The sequence below is a fragment of the Bartonella sp. DGB2 genome (genome assembly GCF_046843095.1).
GTDB lineage: Bacteria > Pseudomonadota > Alphaproteobacteria > Rhizobiales > Rhizobiaceae > Bartonella.
In genome coordinates this window covers 158,324-176,506 of sequence record NZ_CP177325.1, presented here as the reverse complement: position 1 = coordinate 176,506, position 18,183 = coordinate 158,324, and the positions used below count along the sequence as shown (strand labels likewise).

The window sequence follows — 18,183 nt, the reverse complement described above, 5'->3', positions numbered from 1 at the left end:
GAAGCATAATACCAACATATTTTAGAAAACAAATGAAAAAACCGCCCGTATGGGCGGTTAATTATCACATATACAGTGCATTTATTTTCTAAATAGCAATACAGAATTGCCACTTAAGCGGCGTTAGCCTCATCAACCAAAGCTTCAGCCGCCAGCCGCGCTTTATCGGCTGCGCCCTTAGCATCTACATCGCGATCAACGAATTCAATAACAGCTAGGGGAGCATTATCGCCTGCTCTAAAGCCAGCTTTCATAATGCGCAAATAGCCGCCGTTACGAGTGGCATAGCGTGGTGCCAGAGTATCAAAGAGCTTAGCCACTTGCTTTACATCACGCATAGCAGCAATTGCTTGACGCCGCGCATGCAAATCACCCCGCTTCCCAAGCGTTACTAGTTTTTCAACAATAGGACGAATTTCTTTAGCTTTTGGCAGCGTAGTAACGATCTGTTCGTGCTCGATAAGGGCAACAGCCATATTGGCAAACATTGCTTTACGATGACTAGCAGTCCGGTTCAGCTTGCGGCCTGAGTTTCCATGGCGCATGAGCCTTCTCCTTCAGATTAATATTGATCTTCATAACGTTTAGCGAGATCATCAATGTTTTCTGGTGGCCACGCAGGAATCTCCATTCCCAGATGTAGCCCCATAGACGCCAAAACTTCTTTGATCTCATTTAGGGATTTACGGCCAAAATTCGGCGTCCGAAGCATTTCAGATTCCGATTTTTGAATAAGATCGCCAATATATACAATATTGTCGTTCTTTAGGCAGTTGGCCGAACGAACCGAAAGTTCTAGTTCATCCACCTTTTTCAATAGCGCTGGATTAAAGGCCAGTTCAGAAACTTGTTCTTGCAACGCTTCTTTTTGCGGCTCTTCAAAGTTTACAAAGACCGACAGTTGATCCTGCAAAATACGTGCTGCATAAGCAATCGCATCTTCACCACTTACCGCGCCATTGGTTTCCACACTCAAGGTCAATTTATCATAGTCCAAAACCTGACCTTCCCGTGTGTTTTCTACTTTATAAGAGACTTTACGCACGGGCGAATAAAGACTATCGATAGGGATAAGCCCAATTGGAGCATCTTCAGCACGGTTGCGATCAGCAGGCACATAGCCCTTACCGTTGTTGACTATAAACTCCATCCGAATTTCTGTGCCCTGATCAAGGGTGCAAATTACATGTTCCGGATTAAGAATTTCCACATCTCCGACAGTCTGAATATCGCCTGCCGTCACAACACCAGGCCCAGATTTACGGATAACCATCCGCTTTGGACCCTCTTCTTCCATACGGATAGCGATCTCTTTGATATTCAGAACAATATCTGTCACATCTTCACGCACGCCAGTAATAGAAGAAAATTCGTGCAAAACGCCATCAATCTGAACAGCAGTAATCGCCGCCCCCCGCAAAGAAGAAAGAAGAACACGCCGCAAAGCATTTCCCAGGGTCAAGCCAAAACCTCGTTCTAAAGGTTCGGCCACTACAACAACCTTATTTGCATCGCCCCGCCCAACAAAATTAACTTTGCTTGGTTTGATCAATTCTTGCCAGTTTTTCTGGATCATATGTCTATTCCTGTTCTTTACTTCCGCTGCCATTCATTCGCAACGGCCAGTCTGAACGCCAGCAAAGCTGGCAATGAAAAACAATAACAAATTAAACGCGCCGTTTCTTGCGCGGACGGCAACCATTGTGCGGAATGGGGGTGACATCGCGAATGGAAGTAATCACAAACCCCGCAGCTTGCAAAGCACGTAAAGCTGATTCACGTCCAGATCCAGGCCCACAAACCTCTACCTCTAAAGAACGCATGCCGTGTTCTTGAGCTTTTTTTGCGCAATCTTCTGCAGCAACCTGCGCGGCAAAAGGCGTTGCTTTACGTGAGCCCTTAAAACCTTGCACCCCAGCTGAAGACCAAGCAATAGTATTGCCTTGGGCATCTGTAATGGTGATCAAAGTATTGTTAAAGGTTGAATTCACATGAGCGACACCCGACGAAATATTTTTACGTTCGCGGCGGCGAATACGTGTGGCTTCCTTTGCCATAACTGTCCTTTCTTGATCTCTTCACCGCCGTACTACCAGCGGCTCCACCTAAAGCCAAGCATGTAAAAAACTTGGCTTCCTTCTTTTCACAGATCTAACCGATGTACGTGATTCAATAAATACCAAATCATTTACATATGGTTCTGCCCTTTTATAAAGAGCCATCCGTGGATAACGGCCATTAAAACTGGCCATCAATAACTTAATGTTTCAAAGCCCCCTTTGCCCAACAAAACGACACAACCACCCGCCAAGACTAAAACAAGCGAATGATTTCGATCCGTAAAAGCCATTACTTTTTCTTCCCAGCGATAGCCTTTGCTGGCCCTTTACGGGTACGCGCATTAGTATGTGTGCGTTGCCCACGAACCGGCAAGGAACGACGGTGTCGCAAACCACGATAACAACCAAGATCCATCAAGCGTTTAATATTCATCGCCACTTCACGACGAAGATCCCCTTCCACTTGATAATCACGGTCAATGGCTTCACGAATTTGCAGAACATCCGCATCCGAAAGTTCATTCACCCGACGCTCAGCAGGAATGCCTGCCTTTTTAACGATTTCCTGCGCAAATTTTCGTCCAATCCCATGAATATATTGAAGCGCAATAACCACGCGCTTATTTGTTGGGATGTTGACGCCAGCAATACGAGCCACGCCTATTCTCCTTAACTATGTTGATTAACTTCAAGGTGAAAACACCTAAAAATACGACCGCTAGAATCGACTATAGGTCGAATCCAACCCTGAGTAAACGAAATTTAATTGTCTTTGGCCTATTCTTGTCAAAAAGTCAACTGTCTTCTGCCCCCTTTCACAAGGCTTAAGCCCCTAAAGCAAACGTACTTACCTACACTGTAAGCCGCCCCCCGTGTGGAATTACAGGTGTCAAACACCGCCCGACAAACTAATAGCAGACTAGCCACTGTATAATAATCTATCTCTCATCTAGGCGTCTTCTCTAACAAAGTAGCAATAGTTTCGGCCACTTTTTCCACCGGCGCCATACCATCAATCTTCTTCAGCTGTCCTGTTTGGGCATAAAAAGCTGAAAGGGGGGCAGTCTTTTCGCGATAAGCTTTAAGACGCAAAGCAAAGGTTTCAGGATTATCGTCCGAACGCACTGTCCCACCAACCGAAAGCATATCGTTTACCCGCTGCTGAATCCTCTCCAAAAGTACCGCTTCGTCAACAACAAATTCAATAACCGCATCAAGTTTACTGTTTTTTGTCGCCAAAATCTTCTGCAAAGCTTCTGCTTGCTCTATTGTGCGAGGATAGCCATCTAGGATAAAGCCTTTAGCGCAATCTGGAGCTTCAATACGTTCTGCCACGATTTGGTTAACAATCTCATCCGAAACCAATCCACCCGCATCCATCACCGTTTGAGCTTTTTTACCGATTTCTGTTTGTGCAGCTACAGCAGCACGCAACATATCGCCCGTCGACAATTGAACAAGAGAATAGCGTTCCGTTAAAATTTTTGCTTGCGTGCCTTTTCCCGCTCCCGGAGGACCAAAAAGGATAAGTTTCATTGATTTCTCCTCCCCCCCCGTAATTTTGACTTTTTTAACAAACTATCATATTGATGTGCCATCAAATGACCTTGGATCTGAGCTACTGTATCCAATGTCACAGTAACAACAATCAATAAAGATGTTCCACCAAGATAAAATGGCACATGCAGGGCAGACGTCATAAATTCTGGTAATAAACACACTAGAATAATATAAATGGCGCCCACCACCGTAATGCGGGTTAATACATAATCAATATAATCAGCAGTACGCTCGCCTGGGCGGATACCCGGCACGAAACCAGAATGTTTCTTCAATTGATCCGCTGTTTCCTTAGGATTAAAAACAATAGCTGTGTAAAAGAAGCAGAAAAAAGCCATAAGGGCAGCATAAATCAGCATATAAAGTGGCTGACCATGACTCAACGCAAATGAAAGATTTTGCAACCATTGTGGCATATTGCTAGAAAAATTATTCACCGTCGCAGGTAACATCAACAAAGAAGAAGCAAAAATAGGCGGAATAACCCCCGCTGTGTTTAACTTAAGCGGTAGATGTGAAGTTTCACCCTGAAACATACGATTACCCACTTGCCGCTTAGGATATTGAATCAAAATCCGACGCTGTGCCCGTTCAATGAAGACAATCACCATGATTACCGCAACTACAATTGCCACAATAGCAATCAAAGTAAAGGTTGATAAATCAGCTTGGCTATGAGCAGTGAGCAATTGCGCCAGCGCCGAAGGTAAATTAGCAACGATCCCCGTGAAGATAATTAGCGATATACCATTCCCAATCCCACGAGAAGTGATCTGCTCCCCAAGCCACATCAAAAACATCGTACCACCGACGAGCGTAATCACCGCCGAAACGCGAAAAAAAAGCCCTGGATCGGCGATAATCTGTAACCCAGACCCGAGTCCAGACTCAAGAGCTACAGCAATCCCATAGGCTTGAATCATCGCAAGAAACACCGTGCCATAACGCGTATATTGGTTGATAACTTTGCGCCCTGATTCTCCTTCTTTTTTCAAGGCCTCCAAAGAAGGGATAACAGAGGTTAACAATTGTACAATAATTGAAGCTGATATATAAGGCATTATCCCCAACGCAAAAATGGCCATTCGCCCTACAGCGCCCCCAGCAAATAAATTGAAGAAGCCTAAAACACCTGAAGCATGTTGCGCGAAAGTTTGGCGCAACGCTTCTACATTGACCCCTGGCATAGGGATATAAGTACCAAAACGATAAACCAACAACGCGCCTAGGGTAAACCAGATCCGTTGCTTTAACTCCGTAGCGCGCGAAAAGGCGCCAAAATTCATATTAGAAGCAAGTTGCTCTGCGGCTGATGCCATTCAATTTCTCCACTTCAGACACATTTCGATGGAATCAAAGTTCTGTCATAATATTTTATGCGACAAATAGCGGTATAATATGCCAAAGCCGCCCCAATAGGCAACCCACCAATAATCTAATGCTCATCGCCTTTTTATGCAAGGGACTCCCATAACACTTTATAAACCCTTAGCAGCCGCATTTTAATCATAAACACCAAGAAAAGCTATATATATTTAAAGGATGTATTAAAGAAATAGCCCGAATTGGACTCTCCAATCGGGCCGTTCTTAAATTATTACAGTAAAACGCGGCCGTTAATTACGACATAGCCTTATCTTCATTTTTCGCTTTAAGCACTTGCACTTGGCCACCCAAAGCTTCCACCTGAGCAATAGCCCCCGCTGAAGCACCAGTTACCGCTACAACCACCTTAGTGGTCAAAGTACCCCCGGCCAAAAGGCGAATGCCATCTCTTTCACGGCGCACAACGCCAGCCTCTTTCAAAGCAGTAAAATCAATGAGTTGATTACCATTTAACTTACCAGCATCAATCGCCGCTTGTAGACGACCTAATGACACTTCATTATAGACCTTACTGAAAGGATTTTTAAACCCGCGCTTTGGCAAACGACGGTAGATAGGCATTTGCCCACCTTCAAACCCGTTAATCGCTACACCTGAACGGGAATTTTGCCCCTTTACACCACGGCCGCCAGTCTTTCCAGTACCAGAACCAATACCACGACCAATCCGCTTACGGTTTTTTGTCGCGCCTTCACAATCACGCAGTTCATTGAGTTTCATAATTTAATACTCCCGCGCTCAGCTCTCATCCACGATACGCACAAGGTGCTGTACCCTAGCAATCATCCCCCGCACAGCAGGTGTATCCTGCAAGGTTTTGCGGCGATGCATTTTATTTAACCCAAGACCTTTTAGGGTCGCCCGTTGAATTTGTGGACGGCGAATTGGGCTTCCAATTTGCTCCACGGTAACAGTTTTATTACCCTGAGTTTTATCCTCAGTCATATCTCAATTCCTCTCTGATAAGTCCGGGGACTATTCTTCCGAACCGACCAGATGCTGGCGACGTGCCTGCAAGGTCGAATATTTAATACCACGCTGGGCGGCAATGCTTTTAGGGTGCATTTGATGTTTTAAAGCATCAAAGGTAGCACGCACCATATTATAAGGATTGGAAGATCCTAAGGATTTTGCCACTACATCCTGCATACCCAAAGTTTCAAATACTGCACGCATAGGCCCCCCAGCGATAATCCCCGTACCAGCAGATGCTGCACGCAATAGAACACGCCCTGCTCCATGGCGCCCTTCAATATCGTGGTGCAATGTCCGCCCTGAACGTAGGGGCACATAGATCATCTCACGTTTGGCAGCCTCAGTCGCTTTACGAATAGCTTCTGGAACTTCACGGGCTTTACCATGGCCAAAGCCAACACGACCTTTTTGATCTCCCACAACAACAAGTGCAGCGAAACCAAAACGGCGGCCACCTTTAACAACCTTTGCCACACGATTAATATGGACAAGCTTGTCAACAAACTCGCTATCGCGTTCTTCACGACGTTCGTCGCGATTATTCCGTTCTTTTTGTGCCATTCCTCATTCCTTTTTCTTTTCCGGAAGCACGTTACTTACTAGATAGACGCTTAGAACTGTAAACCGCCTTCACGCGCGGCTTCAGCCAAAGCCTTCACACGACCATGGTAAATATATGCGCCACGATCAAAAACCACGTCCTGAACACCAACTTGTTTTGCACGTTCAGCAATCAGCTTACCAACCGCGCTAGCAGCTACTTTATCATTGCCTTTTTGCAAAGTTTTTTTCAACTCTGCATCAAGAGTACCAGCAGCAGCTACTGTATGACCACGCAAATCATCAATAATCTGCGCATAAATATTCTGGTTAGAGCGATGAACACTAAGTCGCAAACGACCGTTAGCAACCGCTTTAACTTGGCGACGAACCCGCTGGGCGCGGCGCTGAAGAATTTCTTTAGGCGAAGCCATAACGCGAATTCCTTATTTCTTCTTACCTTCTTTGCGAACGATACGCTCATTCGCATATTTCACACCCTTACCCTTATAAGGCTCAGGTCCACGATACTCACGGATTTCAGCCGCCACTTGGCCAACCAGTTGCTTATCAATACCAGAAACCACAATTTCAGTAGGCTTTGGCACCACAACACTGACCCCAGTAGGCACTTGATAAACCACATCATGCGAGAAACCAAGTGCCAATTGCAGATTTTTTCCCTGCATCGCCGCACGATATCCCACCCCGTTAATTTCAAGCTTCTTTTCAAAGCCATCTTTTACGCCGATAAAGATATTTTCAACCATTGAACGCGACATCCCCCATTTGGAACGTGCATCCTTTGAATCATCCCGCGGTGCAACCGAAACGGCATTATCTTCAAGCTTCACTAAAACTTCATCATTTACAATATAGCTCAGTTCGCCTTTAGGCCCTTTAGCCTTCACCAACTGCCCGTCAACAGTGGCTGTAACACCAGCAGGAACCGGAACGGGTTTTTTACCAATACGAGACATTGTTTTAACCTGTCTTTCTTCCGTTTATTCCCCACCAATCAGAAGATTCGGCAGAGAAGCTCCCCACCAACATTCTGTTCGCGTGCCTCATGATCAGCCATCACCCCCTTTGGGGTTGATAAAATAGAAATCCCTAAGCCATTAGCTACCTGCGGGATTGATTTTGCAGATACATAAACACGACGACCAGGCTTTGAAATCCGCGCAATCTCACGGATAACTGGAGCGCCTTCATAATATTTCAGCTCAATTTCAATTTCTGACTTTCCATTATCAAAATCGACCTGTGTATAGCCACGAATGTAACCTTCAGCTTGCAAAACATCAAGCACACGAGCACGTAATTTTGAGGCAGGAGTCATAACTGCAGTCTTTTTACGACCAAGAGCATTGCGGATACGCGTCAACATATCGCCGAGAGGATCTGACATAGACATCGCTTATTCTCCTCTACCAGCTAGACTTCACAATACCAGGAATATAACCAAGCGAACCCAATTCACGCAAGGCAATCCGTGACATCTGCAATTTTCGATAATAAGCACGAGGGCGACCTGAAACCTCGCAACGGTTACGAATACGAACCTTTGCCGAATTACGGGGCATTTCTGCTAATTGAATTGTCGCTTTAAAACGCTCTTCCAAGGGCAGATTCTGATCCATAACAATAGATTTCAACCGCGCCCTACGACTTGCATAACGCTTTGTTAGTTCTCTACGATGCTTATTTTTCTCAACGGCACTTACTTTGGCCATAATTATACCTCGCTACGCTTGCCGTTACGAACGGAACGGAAAATTAAAAGCACGCAACAACTCACGCGCTTCATCATCCGTTTTCGCCGTCGTACAAACGATGATATCCATACCCCAAATTTGATCAACTTTGTCATAATTGATTTCTGGGAACACAATGTGTTCTTTGATACCCATGGCGAAATTACCACGACCATCAAAACTCTTAGGATTAAGACCACGAAAGTCACGAACCCGTGGCAATGCAATCGTAATCAAACGATCTAAAAACTCATACATGCGCTCTTTACGCAATGTTACTTTTGCACCCAAAGGCATTCCCTCACGCACCTTAAAGGTAGCGATAGAATTACGTGCCTTAGTCACAACAGCTTTTTGCCCAGCTATCAAAGCTAAATCTTCAGCAGCAATTGCAGGTTTTTTTGAATCAGCTGTCGCTTCGCCAACCCCCATATTGATAACAATTTTTTCAATACGAGGGATCTGCATAACATTTTCGTATTTAAACTTTTCTTGAAGAGCCGAACACACCACTTCAAGATAATGCGCTTTCATACGCGATTCTTGCTTTTTCTCAGCCATTAATCAGTTCTCCCGAACGTTTGGCAATACGGACTTTCTTGCCGTCTGCCTCAATACGGAAACCAACACGGGTAGGCTTACCATCCTTGGGGTCTTTCACCGCCAAATTCGACAGATTAATCGGCGCTTCTTTGGAAATAATCCCAGCTTCTTGCGTTTGGGTCTGACGTTGATGACGTTTTACCATATTGATGCCACCTATAATGGCCATACCTTCTTTAGGTAGCACTTTAAGCACTTCACCATCACGCCCTTTATCCTTACCGGACAAAACAACCACTTTATCGCCTTTACGGATCTTTTGCATCGAACCTCTCCTACAATACTTCAGGAGCGAGCGAAATGATCTTCATATGGTTCTTTCCACGAAGCTCGCGGGGAACCGGTCCAAAGATACGTGTACCGATCGGCTCTTTCTTATTATCCACTAAAACAGCAGCATTATGGTCAAAACGAATAACGCTACCATCTGCACGACGAATATCCTTGGCGGTACGCACCACCACAGCTTTCATCACATCACCTTTTTTTACGCGGCCACGAGGAATAGCTTCCTTAACAGAAACGACGATGATATCGCCTACTGAAGCATATTTCCGTTTCGAGCCGCCCAGCACCTTGATGCACATGACACGACGAGCGCCAGAATTATCCGCAACATCGAGGTTTGTTTGCATCTGAATCATGACTGGCCGCCTTCTCTTAATGTTTCGTCCGGCTGTGCCTCTGACACATCCGGACTTGCCTGTCAAACAATGATTTAACTTCTTATAAAATTATTGAGATTTCCCACTAATCCTATAATAAGTTACGCTCCTTACGCTGCACCGTCTACAACAACAATCCAGCGTTTATCTTTAGAGATTGGTTTTGATTCTTGAATAAAAACCTGATCCCCAGTTTTAAATTGGTTATGTTCATCATGCGCTTTGTATTTTTTCGATTGACGAACCGTTTTTTGGAGAAGCGGGTGCGAATATCGACGCTCCACCTTTACAACAACAGTTTTGTCGCTCTTATCGCTGACAACAACACCCTGCAGAATGCGTTTAGGCATGTCTTACTTCCTTAAGCCTTGCTTTCGACCGCCTTCTGGCGGGCAATGGTTTTAATACGTGCAATGTCACGACGAATTTGTTTTACACGTGCGGTTTTTTCTAATTGGCCCGTTGCTTTTTGAAAGCGCAGATTAAATTGCTCTTTCTTCAACTTCACCAACTCATCGGTCATTTGATCGAGCGTTTGCGCTCGGATTTCTGCGGCTTTCATCGCTAACCCCTTATTCAGCTATGCGCTGGATGAAACGTGTTTTTATAGGCAATTTAGCAGCACCTAAGCGCAATGCTTCTCGTGCCACACTTTCTGGCACTCCGTCAAGCTCAAACATAATTCGGCCTGGTGCCACACGAGAAGCCCAATAGTCAACACTACCCTTCCCTTTACCCATCCGCACCTCAGTTGGTTTGGAGGTTACAGGCACGTCAGGAAAAATACGAATCCACACGCGTCCCGTACGCTTCATATGACGCGTAATCACACGCCGAGCAGCTTCAATTTGGCGCGCTGTAATACGCTCTGGCTCAAGAGCCTTTAGGCCGTAAGCACCAAAATTTAGTTCCGTCCCGCCCTTCGAAGCGCCATGAATACGACCCTTAAACTGCTTACGGAACTTTGTGCGTTTTGGCTGCAACATTGTTCTTCACTCCAATCTGTCTCGCAACGCGTCTTAAGCGTTTTCGCGACGACGGTTCCCTGCAGAACCTTGATTATCACTTTCCAAAGCACGGCGTTCAGAAGCCATCGGGTCATGTTCAAGGATTTCACCTTTAAATACCCATACTTTAACACCGCAAATCCCATAAGCGGTCTCTGCCTCTGCCGTACCATAATCAACATCAGCGCGCAATGTGTGAAGAGGCACACGCCCTTCGCGATACCACTCCATTCGCGCGATTTCTGCACCACCAAGGCGGCCCGCACAGTTAATTCGAATACCCTCAGCACCAAGCCGCATGGCCGACTGTACTGCACGTTTCATCGCACGCCGAAAAGCCACCCGTCTTTCCAATTGTTGGGCAATTGATTGCGCAATTAAAGTTGCATCAACTTCTGGTTTACGAACCTCAACAATATTCAAAGACGTATCAGCATTTGTCATTTGCGCTAACTTACGACGCAATTTCTCAATATCCGCGCCCTTTTTCCCAATAATTAAACCGGGACGCCCAGCGTGAATAGTAACACGGCACTTCTTATGAGGCCGCTCAATTACAACCTTAGAAATCGCTGCTTGTTTCAAGTCCCGCATAAGAAATTCACGAATCTTTAAATCCTCATGCAAAAGGGAACCATATTCACCCGTATCTGCATACCAACGCGAATCCCATGTACGGTTAATCCCCAAACGCAAACCAATTGGATTAATCTTCTGACCCATCAAACGGCCTCCCCTTTAGCGGTAGCTTCACGTACGACAATAGTCAAATGAGAGAAAGGTCGTTCAATCCGACTTGCCTTTCCACGACCACGCACATGAAAACGTTTCATCACAATCGATTTGCCAACATGAGCCTGAGAAACAACCAAAGAATCTACATCAAGATCATGGTTGTTTTCCGCATTAGCAATCGCCGACTCTAAAGTTTTTTTCACCACAGCCGCTATACGCTTGCGAGAAAATGTCAAATCAGCCAACGCCCGCGCTACAGGCTTGCCACGAATCATCGCAGCTACCAAATTTAATTTCTGGGGACTAACACGAATTGTCCGCGCAACAGCTTGCGCCTCATTATCTTTAAGCTGGCGTGGAGCCTTAGCTTTGCCCATGGTTACTTCCTCTTCGCTTTCTTATCCGCACCATGACCATAATAGGTCCGCGTGGGAGCGAATTCGCCAAACTTATGCCCAACCATCTCTTCGGATACAGAAACAGGCACATGCTTGCTTCCATTGTAAACCCCAAAGGTCAAGCCCACAAATTGCGGCAGAATAGTGGAGCGCCGACTCCACATTTTAATAACTTCATTGCGACCGCCGCTACGTACCTTCTCAGCTTTCTTGAGAAGATAGCCATCGACAAACGGTCCTTTCCAAACTGAACGAGCCACTTTAGACTACCTCTCTTACTTTTTGCGCTGATGACGTGAGCGCATGATAAATTTATCAGTCGCCTTGTTTGAGCGAGTGCGTTTACCCTTTGTAGGCTGCCCCCAAGGCGAGACTGGATGACGACCGCCTGACGTACGTCCTTCACCTCCCCCATGAGGGTGATCAACCGGGTTCATGGCAACACCACGAACATGTGGCCGTTTACCCCGCCAACGCGAACGACCAGCCTTTCCATCATTAATGTTGCTGTTATCTGGATTAGAAACCGCCCCAACCGTTGCATAGCATGCACCAGCAACCAACCGCTGCTCACCCGAATTTAAACGCAAGATCGCCATACCTTGATCACGCCCCACCAATTGAGCGTAGGTGCCAGCTGAACGAGCAATTTGTCCACCTTTGCCTGGCTTCATTTCCACATTATGGATAATGGTGCCTACAGGCATATTACCAAGTGGCATAGCGTTACCAGGTTTTACGTCCACTTGACTTCCCGCTATTACGACATCACCAACGGCAAGCCTTTGCGGCGCCAAGATATAACTTAAAGTGTTGTCTGCATAACGAATAAGAGCAATAAAAGCTGTACGATTTGGATCATATTCCAAACGCTCAACTGTTGCAACCATATCACGTTTTTCACGTTTAAAATCAACAAAACGATAGCTACGCTTATGACCACCACCTTGGAAACGAGCCGTCACTCGTCCATAATTGTTTCGTCCACCCTTAGAAGATAAACCCTCAGTCAAAGCCTTGACAGGTTTCCCCTTATAAAGAGTCGTACGATCAACAATAACAAGCTGACGTTGCCCAGGCGTGGTCGGATTAAAGTGCTTGAGTGCCATTATTCTTAACTCCGAGCCTCTTAAAGACCTGTCGAAACGTCGATAGACTGACCTTCAGCCAGCGTCACGATCGCTTTTTTCACATCACTCTGCCGACCAACAACGCCTTTGAACCGTTTCACTTTACCCTTACGGGTCGCCGTGTTGACTGCTTTCACTTTTACGCCAAAAAGCGCTTCAATAGCAGCCTTGATTTCAGGCTTTGTCGCTTTCGGCGCGACATTAAACACAACTTGGTTATACTCAGAAACCATGGTTGATTTTTCGGTAATAACCGGACTGACAATTACGTCGTAATGGCGAAGATCCGTCATTTGAAACGCTCCTCAAGGATCTCGACAGCTGCTTTGGACAAAACAAGCTTGCCGCGACGCAGAATGTCATAAACGTTAATCCCTTGTACAGGCAAAACATCAATATTAGGGATATTAGCCGCTGCACGAGAGAAATTTGCATCCACCTCTTGTCCTCCAATCAACAAAGCATTGGCAAGTCCAAGCTTAGCAAAATTCGAAACAAGCAGTTTCGTTTTTGCTTCACCCGCAGCCAAATTATCAACAATGATAAGGTCATTGTTTTTTGCCTTTGCAGAAAGAGCTAATTTCAGGCCAAGTGCCCGAATTTTTTTTGGCAAATCATGAGCATGCAAACGAGAAACAGGACCGTGGGCTTTACCACCACCGCGAAACTGCGGAGCACGTGCCGAAGAATGGCGCGCCCGCCCTGTTCCTTTTTGCTTATACATCTTAGCCCCAGTGCGCGATACATCGGCACGACCTTGAACCTGATGCGTACCTTGCTGACGGCGAGCCAATTGCCAACGGACAACCCGCTGCAAAATATCTTCCCGAGGAGTTAAACCAAAGACTTCATCCGAAACCTTTAACTTACCGGCCTCTTTTCCTTCCAAAGTTGTAATCGTAAGATCCATTATTCAGCTCCCTGAGCTACTGGGGCTTCAGCGTCTACTTTTGATTCCACCACTTGACGCAAACCCGCTGGCCTTGGCGTATTGTCTGGAAGGCTCCTTTTAACAGCATCACGCACTAAAATCCATGCCCCCTTAGAGCCAGGAACAGCTCCACGCACCAAAATCAACCCACGATCAACATCTGTAGAAACAACTTCAATATTCTGCGTTGTCACACGGGTATTCCCCATGTGTCCAGCCATTTTTTTGCCCTTAAATACTTTACCTGGATCTTGGCGCTGGCCTGTCGATCCATGAGCACGATGTGTGATCGAATTACCATGGGATGCACGGTGGCCACCAAAGTTGTGTCGCTTCATTACACCAGCGAAACCCTTACCAATTGAAGTCCCCGTCACATCAACCTTTTGCCCAGGAACAAAATGCTCAGCAGTGATTTCTGCACCCACATCAAGCAAATTCTCAGGACTCACACGAAATTCAGCCAATTTTGCCTTGGGTTCTACCGTAGCTTTTGCAAAATGCCCTCTCAAAGCCTGCGAAGTATTCTTTACCTTCGCAAGACCTACACCTAATTGAACAGCCGTATAACCATTCTTCTCTACTGTACGCTGAGCTACCACCTGACAATTTTCTAAACGTAGTACTGTCACAGGTACATGCTCGCCCGCATCGTTATAGATACGCGTCATGCCCAGCTTCTGTGCTATTACACCTGAACGCATCGGGTTCGTTCCTTCTGTCCCCAGCCTTAAAGCTTGATCTCAACATCCACACCAGCAGAAAGATCGAGCTTCATCAGCGCGTCCACTGTTTGTGGCGTCGGATCAACAATATCAAGAAGACGCTTATGTGTGCGCATTTCAAATTGCTCACGGCTCTTCTTATGGATGTGCGGCCCACGATTGACCGTAAATTTCTCAATCCGCGTTGGAAGCGGAATGGGACCACGGACGTTGGCACCGGTACGCTTGGCGGTCGATACAATCTCCCGCGTCGAAGCGTCAAGAATCCGATGATCAAACGCTTTCAAGCGAATGCGGATGTTCTGACCGTTCATACCTTCATTTCCCTGTCATGCGGCGTGCAAGAGCACGCCTTAACAATTAATCTCAACTATTCAACGATCTGTGAAACGATTCCCGCCCCAACGGTGCGGCCACCTTCACGAATTGCAAACCGAAGCTTTTCTTCCATCGCAATCGGCACAATCAACGACACATCCATCGCCACATTGTCACCAGGCATAACCATTTCCGTCCCTTCAGGCAAGCTAACAATGCCTGTCACATCCGTAGTACGGAAATAAAATTGTGGACGGTAATTCGTGAAAAACGGTGTATGGCGACCGCCTTCATCCTTGGTCAAAATATACGCCTCAGCCTTAAACTTCGTGTGCGGTGTAACTGAACCAGGCTTTGCCAAAACTTGCCCACGTTCAATCCCTTCGCGATCCACACCACGCAACAGAGCACCAATATTATCACCCGCTTGCCCTTGATCCAAAAGCTTGCGGAACATTTCCACACCCGTTACCGTGGTCTTTGAGGTAGGGCGAATACCAATAATCTCAACTTCTTCACCAACCTTGACGATCCCACGCTCAACACGACCCGTTGCCACCGTCCCACGACCAGAAATTGAAAATACATCTTCAACCGGCATCAAGAAAGGTTGATCCACAGGACGCTCAGGCGTTGGAATGTAACGATCTACCTCAGCCATCAAGCACGTACAGCATCTTCACCAATCGCTTTATTAGAATCTTCTAACGCCGCCAAAGCTGAACCCTTCACAATAGGGATATCATCGCCTGGAAAGTCATACTTAGAAAGAAGTTCACGTACTTCCAATTCCACCAATTCTAACAACTCTTCGTCATCAACTTGATCAACCTTATTCAAGAAAACAACAATCGCCGGCACACCAACCTGACGCGCCAAAAGAATGTGCTCACGGGTCTGCGGCATTGGACCATCAGCAGCAGAAACTACCAAAATGGCTCCATCCATTTGTGCCGCACCAGTGATCATGTTTTTTACATAGTCAGCGTGACCAGGACAATCCACATGCGCATAGTGACGCGCCTCAGTTTCATATTCAACGTGCGCAGTAGAAATCGTAATCCCACGAGCCCGTTCTTCCGGCGCCGCATCAATTTGATCATAGGCCTGATATTCACCAAAATATTTGGTAATCGCTGCTGTCAAGGATGTCTTACCATGATCAACATGCCCAATCGTGCCAATGTTCACATGCGGCTTCGTACGTTCAAATTTGCTCTTTGCCATGTGAGCTCTCCATATTCTGCCCCAAGGGCTAGGTTTCCATTATACGTAACCGCCTGATTACGCGTATTTCTTCTGAATTTCCTGAGACACCGCCGCCGGCACTGGCTCATAGTGATCAAATTGCATCGTATATTGGGCACGACCTTGACTCATTGAACGAAGTGAATTCACGTACCCGAACATATTAGCCAAAGGCACCATAGCATTAACTACTGTAGCAATGCCTCGCGCTTCTGTACCAGAAATTTGCCCACGCCGCGAATTCAGATCCCCAATAACATCACCCACGTAATCCTCTGGTGTAACTACTTCTACCTTCATAATAGGCTCAAGTAATTGTGCACCAGCCTTTTGCGCACCCTCACGAAAGGCTGCCCGAGCAGCGATTTCAAAGGCTAATACAGATGAGTCAACATCGTGATAAGCTCCATCAATCAAAGTAGCCTTTACGCCCAACATAGGGAAACCAGCCAAGGGACCAGAACCCATAACACTCTCAATCCCTTTTTGAACACCAGGGATATATTCTTTTGGCACAGCACCCCCAACGATCTTCGATTCAAAAATGAAATCATCGCCTTCATGCGGCTCAAAAATAACCTTAATCCGCGCAAACTGTCCAGAACCACCCGATTGCTTCTTGTGAGTATAATCAATTTCCGCTTGACGTGTAATAGTCTCTCGGTACGCAACCTGCGGCTGACCTACATTAGCCTCGACCTTAAACTCTCGCCGCATCCGATCGACAATAATATCAAGGTGCAACTCACCCATACCAGCAATAATTGTTTGACCCGATTCTTCATCAGACTTCACACGAAAAGAAGGATCTTCTGCCGCCAAACGATTTAAAGCAATCCCCATTTTTTCTTGGTCAGCCTTGGTTTTCGGTTCAATAGCAATCTCAATCACAGGATCAGGAAATTCCATACGCTCCAAAATAACAGGCTTCAACGGGTCACATAATGTATCACCAGTAGTCGTCTCTTTCAAACCAGCAAGAGCAACAATATCACCAGCAAAAGCCTCTTCAATATCTTCCCGTGAATTGGAGTGCATTTGCAACATACGTCCCAAACGCTCTTTTTTTCCCTTCACAGTATTCTCCAAGGAAACGCCTTTTTGCACCTTACCAGAATAAATTCGACAAAAAGTCAAAGAACCGACAAATGGATCATTCATGATCTTAAATGCCAACATAGAAAGCGGCGCATCATCCGATGATTCACGAGTGGTCTCAAGGTCGGTTTTGACATCAATCCCATTAATCGCAGGCACATCAACTGGTGAAGGAAGATAATCAACCACAGCATCCAAAAGCGGCTGCACACCCTTATTTTTAAAAGCAGTTCCACAAAGCACTGGGTGAAATTGCACCTCAATCGTGCCTTTGCGAATCAAAGCAGCAAGCTCCTCTTGGCTAGGCATATTTCCTTCTAAATAAGCTTCGGTTGCAGCCTCATCAACCTCTACCGCCATCTCAATCAATTTCTCGCGGTATTCCTCAGCCTTTTCTTTTAAATCTTCAGGAATATCAGCAATAGTTGCAGGTGCACCAATCGAACCATCCCACAGAAGCGCCTCCATCCTAACAAGGTCGACCACTCCCTGAAAATCATTTTCAGCACCAATAGGCAACTGCACCACAAGAGCCTTTGCCCCAAGACGACTTTCAACCATTTCTACGCTACGGTAAAAATCAGCACCAATTTTATCCATTTTATTGACAAAAACCATGCGCGGGACATGATACTTTTCTGCCTGACGCCAAACAGTCTCAGTTTGCGGCTCAACACCAGCATTAGCATCCAAAAGAGCAATCGCCCCATCTAATACCCGTAAAGAACGCTCAACTTCGATCGTAAAATCAACGTGTCCAGGCGTATCAATAATATTAAAACGACGTTTTCTCCCATCACGCCCTTCCCAAAAGGTAGTAGTCGCCGCGGAAGTAATAGTGATACCGCGCTCTTGCTCTTGAGCCATCCAATCCATCGTCGAGGCACCATCATGGGTCTCACCGATTTTATGGTTCTTACCTGTGTAGAACAAAATACGCTCGGTCATTGTGGTCTTACCGGCATCAATATGCGCCATAATACCAAAATTACGATAGTCTTCGATTTTATATTCGCGAGCCATGCTTCCGCCTTAAATCAAAATTTA

Annotated in this window: 28 protein-coding genes and 1 pseudogene; all 29 read right to left on the bottom strand. The window is 46.0% G+C overall.

Annotated elements, in window-relative coordinates:
- Positions 1 to 113: 113 nt before the first annotated feature.
- Entirely contained in the window at positions 114 to 545 is a 432-nt protein-coding gene (rplQ, locus tag ACK28X_RS00915) for a 50S ribosomal protein L17 (protein WP_412057829.1), read from the bottom strand.
- A 17-nt stretch (positions 546 to 562) separates the two neighbouring features.
- Entirely contained in the window at positions 563 to 1,576 is a 1,014-nt protein-coding gene (locus ACK28X_RS00910) for a DNA-directed RNA polymerase subunit alpha (protein WP_412057828.1), read from the bottom strand.
- Positions 1,577 to 1,667: 91 nt separating this feature from the next.
- A complete protein-coding gene (rpsK, locus tag ACK28X_RS00905) occupies positions 1,668 to 2,057 on the bottom strand; it encodes a 30S ribosomal protein S11 (RefSeq protein ID WP_412057827.1) in 390 nt (129 codons plus the stop codon).
- Between the two features lie 292 nt (positions 2,058 to 2,349).
- On the bottom strand, positions 2,350 to 2,718 hold the full coding sequence (rpsM, locus tag ACK28X_RS00900) for a 30S ribosomal protein S13 (protein WP_412057826.1): 369 nt from the start codon (positions 2,716 to 2,718) through the stop codon (positions 2,350 to 2,352).
- 287 nt (positions 2,719 to 3,005) lie between these two features.
- On the bottom strand, positions 3,006 to 3,596 hold the full coding sequence (locus ACK28X_RS00895; protein WP_412057825.1) for an adenylate kinase: 591 nt from the start codon (positions 3,594 to 3,596) through the stop codon (positions 3,006 to 3,008).
- Positions 3,593 to 4,939 (bottom strand): preprotein translocase subunit SecY, encoded by a 1,347-nt coding sequence (secY, locus tag ACK28X_RS00890; RefSeq protein WP_412057824.1) that lies wholly within the window; start codon positions 4,937 to 4,939, stop codon positions 3,593 to 3,595. Before secY ends, ACK28X_RS00895 begins: the two co-directional genes overlap by 4 nt.
- 301 nt (positions 4,940 to 5,240) lie before the next feature.
- Positions 5,241 to 5,726, bottom strand: coding sequence for a 50S ribosomal protein L15 (gene rplO / locus ACK28X_RS00885; RefSeq protein ID WP_412057823.1), 486 nt, complete (start codon positions 5,724 to 5,726; stop codon positions 5,241 to 5,243).
- A gap of 18 nt (positions 5,727 to 5,744) precedes the next feature.
- Positions 5,745 to 5,951 (bottom strand): 50S ribosomal protein L30, encoded by a 207-nt coding sequence (rpmD, locus tag ACK28X_RS00880; RefSeq protein WP_412057822.1) that lies wholly within the window; start codon positions 5,949 to 5,951, stop codon positions 5,745 to 5,747.
- A 30-nt stretch (positions 5,952 to 5,981) separates the two neighbouring features.
- Positions 5,982 to 6,542, bottom strand: coding sequence for a 30S ribosomal protein S5 (gene rpsE / locus ACK28X_RS00875; protein WP_412057821.1), 561 nt, complete (start codon positions 6,540 to 6,542; stop codon positions 5,982 to 5,984).
- A 50-nt stretch (positions 6,543 to 6,592) separates the two neighbouring features.
- The gene (rplR, locus tag ACK28X_RS00870; RefSeq protein WP_412057820.1) at positions 6,593 to 6,955 is read right to left on the bottom strand and encodes a 50S ribosomal protein L18; all 363 of its coding nucleotides are present in this window, start codon (positions 6,953 to 6,955) and stop codon (positions 6,593 to 6,595) included.
- 12 nt (positions 6,956 to 6,967) lie between these two features.
- Complete coding sequence (rplF, locus tag ACK28X_RS00865; RefSeq protein ID WP_412057819.1) at positions 6,968 to 7,501, bottom strand: 50S ribosomal protein L6; 534 nt, start codon at positions 7,499 to 7,501, stop codon at positions 6,968 to 6,970.
- A gap of 38 nt (positions 7,502 to 7,539) precedes the next feature.
- Entirely contained in the window at positions 7,540 to 7,938 is a 399-nt protein-coding gene (rpsH, locus tag ACK28X_RS00860) for a 30S ribosomal protein S8 (RefSeq protein ID WP_412057818.1), read from the bottom strand.
- Between the two features lie 13 nt (positions 7,939 to 7,951).
- A complete protein-coding gene (gene rpsN, locus ACK28X_RS00855; protein WP_412057817.1) occupies positions 7,952 to 8,257 on the bottom strand; it encodes a 30S ribosomal protein S14 in 306 nt (101 codons plus the stop codon).
- 24 nt (positions 8,258 to 8,281) lie between these two features.
- Positions 8,282 to 8,839 carry a 50S ribosomal protein L5 gene (gene rplE, locus ACK28X_RS00850; RefSeq protein ID WP_412057816.1) on the bottom strand — a complete coding sequence of 186 codons (558 nt, stop codon included), beginning with the start codon at positions 8,837 to 8,839 and terminating at the stop codon, positions 8,282 to 8,284.
- Positions 8,832 to 9,146 (bottom strand): 50S ribosomal protein L24, encoded by a 315-nt coding sequence (gene rplX, locus ACK28X_RS00845; protein WP_412057815.1) that lies wholly within the window; start codon positions 9,144 to 9,146, stop codon positions 8,832 to 8,834. Before rplX ends, rplE begins: the two co-directional genes overlap by 8 nt.
- A 10-nt stretch (positions 9,147 to 9,156) precedes the next feature.
- Positions 9,157 to 9,525 carry a 50S ribosomal protein L14 gene (rplN, locus tag ACK28X_RS00840; RefSeq protein WP_412057814.1) on the bottom strand — a complete coding sequence of 123 codons (369 nt, stop codon included), beginning with the start codon at positions 9,523 to 9,525 and terminating at the stop codon, positions 9,157 to 9,159.
- A gap of 131 nt (positions 9,526 to 9,656) precedes the next feature.
- The gene (rpsQ, locus tag ACK28X_RS00835; RefSeq protein ID WP_412057813.1) at positions 9,657 to 9,896 is read right to left on the bottom strand and encodes a 30S ribosomal protein S17; all 240 of its coding nucleotides are present in this window, start codon (positions 9,894 to 9,896) and stop codon (positions 9,657 to 9,659) included.
- A gap of 11 nt (positions 9,897 to 9,907) precedes the next feature.
- Positions 9,908 to 10,108 (bottom strand): 50S ribosomal protein L29, encoded by a 201-nt coding sequence (gene rpmC / locus ACK28X_RS00830; protein WP_412057812.1) that lies wholly within the window; start codon positions 10,106 to 10,108, stop codon positions 9,908 to 9,910.
- 10 nt (positions 10,109 to 10,118) lie between these two features.
- Positions 10,119 to 10,532 carry a 50S ribosomal protein L16 gene (gene rplP, locus ACK28X_RS00825; protein WP_412057811.1) on the bottom strand — a complete coding sequence of 138 codons (414 nt, stop codon included), beginning with the start codon at positions 10,530 to 10,532 and terminating at the stop codon, positions 10,119 to 10,121.
- 33 nt (positions 10,533 to 10,565) lie between these two features.
- On the bottom strand, positions 10,566 to 11,276 hold the full coding sequence (gene rpsC, locus ACK28X_RS00820; protein WP_412057810.1) for a 30S ribosomal protein S3: 711 nt from the start codon (positions 11,274 to 11,276) through the stop codon (positions 10,566 to 10,568).
- Positions 11,276 to 11,665: a 50S ribosomal protein L22 gene (gene rplV / locus ACK28X_RS00815; protein ID WP_412057809.1), complete on the bottom strand. Its 390-nt coding sequence runs from the start codon at positions 11,663 to 11,665 to the stop codon at positions 11,276 to 11,278. Before rplV ends, rpsC begins: the two co-directional genes overlap by 1 nt.
- 2 nt (positions 11,666 to 11,667) lie before the next feature.
- The gene (rpsS, locus tag ACK28X_RS00810; protein ID WP_412057808.1) at positions 11,668 to 11,946 is read right to left on the bottom strand and encodes a 30S ribosomal protein S19; all 279 of its coding nucleotides are present in this window, start codon (positions 11,944 to 11,946) and stop codon (positions 11,668 to 11,670) included.
- Positions 11,947 to 11,961: 15 nt separating this feature from the next.
- Entirely contained in the window at positions 11,962 to 12,795 is an 834-nt protein-coding gene (rplB, locus tag ACK28X_RS00805; protein WP_412057807.1) for a 50S ribosomal protein L2, read from the bottom strand.
- A 20-nt stretch (positions 12,796 to 12,815) separates the two neighbouring features.
- Positions 12,816 to 13,109 (bottom strand): 50S ribosomal protein L23, encoded by a 294-nt coding sequence (locus ACK28X_RS00800; protein ID WP_412057806.1) that lies wholly within the window; start codon positions 13,107 to 13,109, stop codon positions 12,816 to 12,818.
- A complete protein-coding gene (gene rplD, locus ACK28X_RS00795; RefSeq protein WP_412057805.1) occupies positions 13,106 to 13,726 on the bottom strand; it encodes a 50S ribosomal protein L4 in 621 nt (206 codons plus the stop codon). Before rplD ends, ACK28X_RS00800 begins: the two co-directional genes overlap by 4 nt.
- Positions 13,726 to 14,451: a 50S ribosomal protein L3 gene (rplC, locus tag ACK28X_RS00790; protein WP_412057804.1), complete on the bottom strand. Its 726-nt coding sequence runs from the start codon at positions 14,449 to 14,451 to the stop codon at positions 13,726 to 13,728. Before rplC ends, rplD begins: the two co-directional genes overlap by 1 nt.
- 26 nt (positions 14,452 to 14,477) lie before the next feature.
- Positions 14,478 to 14,786 (bottom strand): 30S ribosomal protein S10, encoded by a 309-nt coding sequence (gene rpsJ, locus ACK28X_RS00785; RefSeq protein WP_412057803.1) that lies wholly within the window; start codon positions 14,784 to 14,786, stop codon positions 14,478 to 14,480.
- A 56-nt stretch (positions 14,787 to 14,842) separates the two neighbouring features.
- A pseudogene (gene tuf, locus ACK28X_RS00780) lies at positions 14,843 to 16,017 on the bottom strand (elongation factor Tu).
- Between the two features lie 57 nt (positions 16,018 to 16,074).
- Positions 16,075 to 18,159 carry an elongation factor G gene (fusA, locus tag ACK28X_RS00775; protein ID WP_412057802.1) on the bottom strand — a complete coding sequence of 695 codons (2,085 nt, stop codon included), beginning with the start codon at positions 18,157 to 18,159 and terminating at the stop codon, positions 16,075 to 16,077.
- Positions 18,160 to 18,183: the final 24 nt, after the last annotated feature.

What these genes read in the sequence shown, in the direction of transcription:
- rplQ (WP_412057829.1), bottom strand. Translation starts at nt 545, where the DNA reads ATGCGCCATGGAAACTCAGGCCGCAAGCTGAACCGGACTGCTAGTCAT.
- ACK28X_RS00910 (WP_412057828.1), bottom strand. Translation starts at nt 1,576, where the DNA reads ATGATCCAGAAAAACTGGCAAGAATTGATCAAACCAAGCAAAGTTAAT.
- rpsK (WP_412057827.1), bottom strand. Translation starts at nt 2,057, where the DNA reads ATGGCAAAGGAAGCCACACGTATTCGCCGCCGCGAACGTAAAAATATT.
- ACK28X_RS00895 (WP_412057825.1), bottom strand. Translation starts at nt 3,596, where the DNA reads ATGAAACTTATCCTTTTTGGTCCTCCGGGAGCGGGAAAAGGCACGCAA.
- secY (WP_412057824.1), bottom strand. Translation starts at nt 4,939, where the DNA reads ATGGCATCAGCCGCAGAGCAACTTGCTTCTAATATGAATTTTGGCGCC.
- rplO (WP_412057823.1), bottom strand. Translation starts at nt 5,726, where the DNA reads ATGAAACTCAATGAACTGCGTGATTGTGAAGGCGCGACAAAAAACCGT.
- rpmD (WP_412057822.1), bottom strand. Translation starts at nt 5,951, where the DNA reads ATGACTGAGGATAAAACTCAGGGTAATAAAACTGTTACCGTGGAGCAA.
- rpsE (WP_412057821.1), bottom strand. Translation starts at nt 6,542, where the DNA reads ATGGCACAAAAAGAACGGAATAATCGCGACGAACGTCGTGAAGAACGC.
- rplR (WP_412057820.1), bottom strand. Translation starts at nt 6,955, where the DNA reads ATGGCTTCGCCTAAAGAAATTCTTCAGCGCCGCGCCCAGCGGGTTCGT.
- rplF (WP_412057819.1), bottom strand. Translation starts at nt 7,501, where the DNA reads ATGTCTCGTATTGGTAAAAAACCCGTTCCGGTTCCTGCTGGTGTTACA.
- rpsH (WP_412057818.1), bottom strand. Translation starts at nt 7,938, where the DNA reads ATGTCTATGTCAGATCCTCTCGGCGATATGTTGACGCGTATCCGCAAT.
- rpsN (WP_412057817.1), bottom strand. Translation starts at nt 8,257, where the DNA reads ATGGCCAAAGTAAGTGCCGTTGAGAAAAATAAGCATCGTAGAGAACTA.
- rplE (WP_412057816.1), bottom strand. Translation starts at nt 8,839, where the DNA reads ATGGCTGAGAAAAAGCAAGAATCGCGTATGAAAGCGCATTATCTTGAA.
- rplX (WP_412057815.1), bottom strand. Translation starts at nt 9,146, where the DNA reads ATGCAAAAGATCCGTAAAGGCGATAAAGTGGTTGTTTTGTCCGGTAAG.
- rplN (WP_412057814.1), bottom strand. Translation starts at nt 9,525, where the DNA reads ATGATTCAGATGCAAACAAACCTCGATGTTGCGGATAATTCTGGCGCT.
- rpsQ (WP_412057813.1), bottom strand. Translation starts at nt 9,896, where the DNA reads ATGCCTAAACGCATTCTGCAGGGTGTTGTTGTCAGCGATAAGAGCGAC.
- rpmC (WP_412057812.1), bottom strand. Translation starts at nt 10,108, where the DNA reads ATGAAAGCCGCAGAAATCCGAGCGCAAACGCTCGATCAAATGACCGAT.
- rplP (WP_412057811.1), bottom strand. Translation starts at nt 10,532, where the DNA reads ATGTTGCAGCCAAAACGCACAAAGTTCCGTAAGCAGTTTAAGGGTCGT.
- rpsC (WP_412057810.1), bottom strand. Translation starts at nt 11,276, where the DNA reads ATGGGTCAGAAGATTAATCCAATTGGTTTGCGTTTGGGGATTAACCGT.
- rplV (WP_412057809.1), bottom strand. Translation starts at nt 11,665, where the DNA reads ATGGGCAAAGCTAAGGCTCCACGCCAGCTTAAAGATAATGAGGCGCAA.
- rplB (WP_412057807.1), bottom strand. Translation starts at nt 12,795, where the DNA reads ATGGCACTCAAGCACTTTAATCCGACCACGCCTGGGCAACGTCAGCTT.
- ACK28X_RS00800 (WP_412057806.1), bottom strand. Translation starts at nt 13,109, where the DNA reads ATGACGGATCTTCGCCATTACGACGTAATTGTCAGTCCGGTTATTACC.
- rplD (WP_412057805.1), bottom strand. Translation starts at nt 13,726, where the DNA reads ATGGATCTTACGATTACAACTTTGGAAGGAAAAGAGGCCGGTAAGTTA.
- rplC (WP_412057804.1), bottom strand. Translation starts at nt 14,451, where the DNA reads ATGCGTTCAGGTGTAATAGCACAGAAGCTGGGCATGACGCGTATCTAT.
- rpsJ (WP_412057803.1), bottom strand. Translation starts at nt 14,786, where the DNA reads ATGAACGGTCAGAACATCCGCATTCGCTTGAAAGCGTTTGATCATCGG.
- fusA (WP_412057802.1), bottom strand. Translation starts at nt 18,159, where the DNA reads ATGGCTCGCGAATATAAAATCGAAGACTATCGTAATTTTGGTATTATG.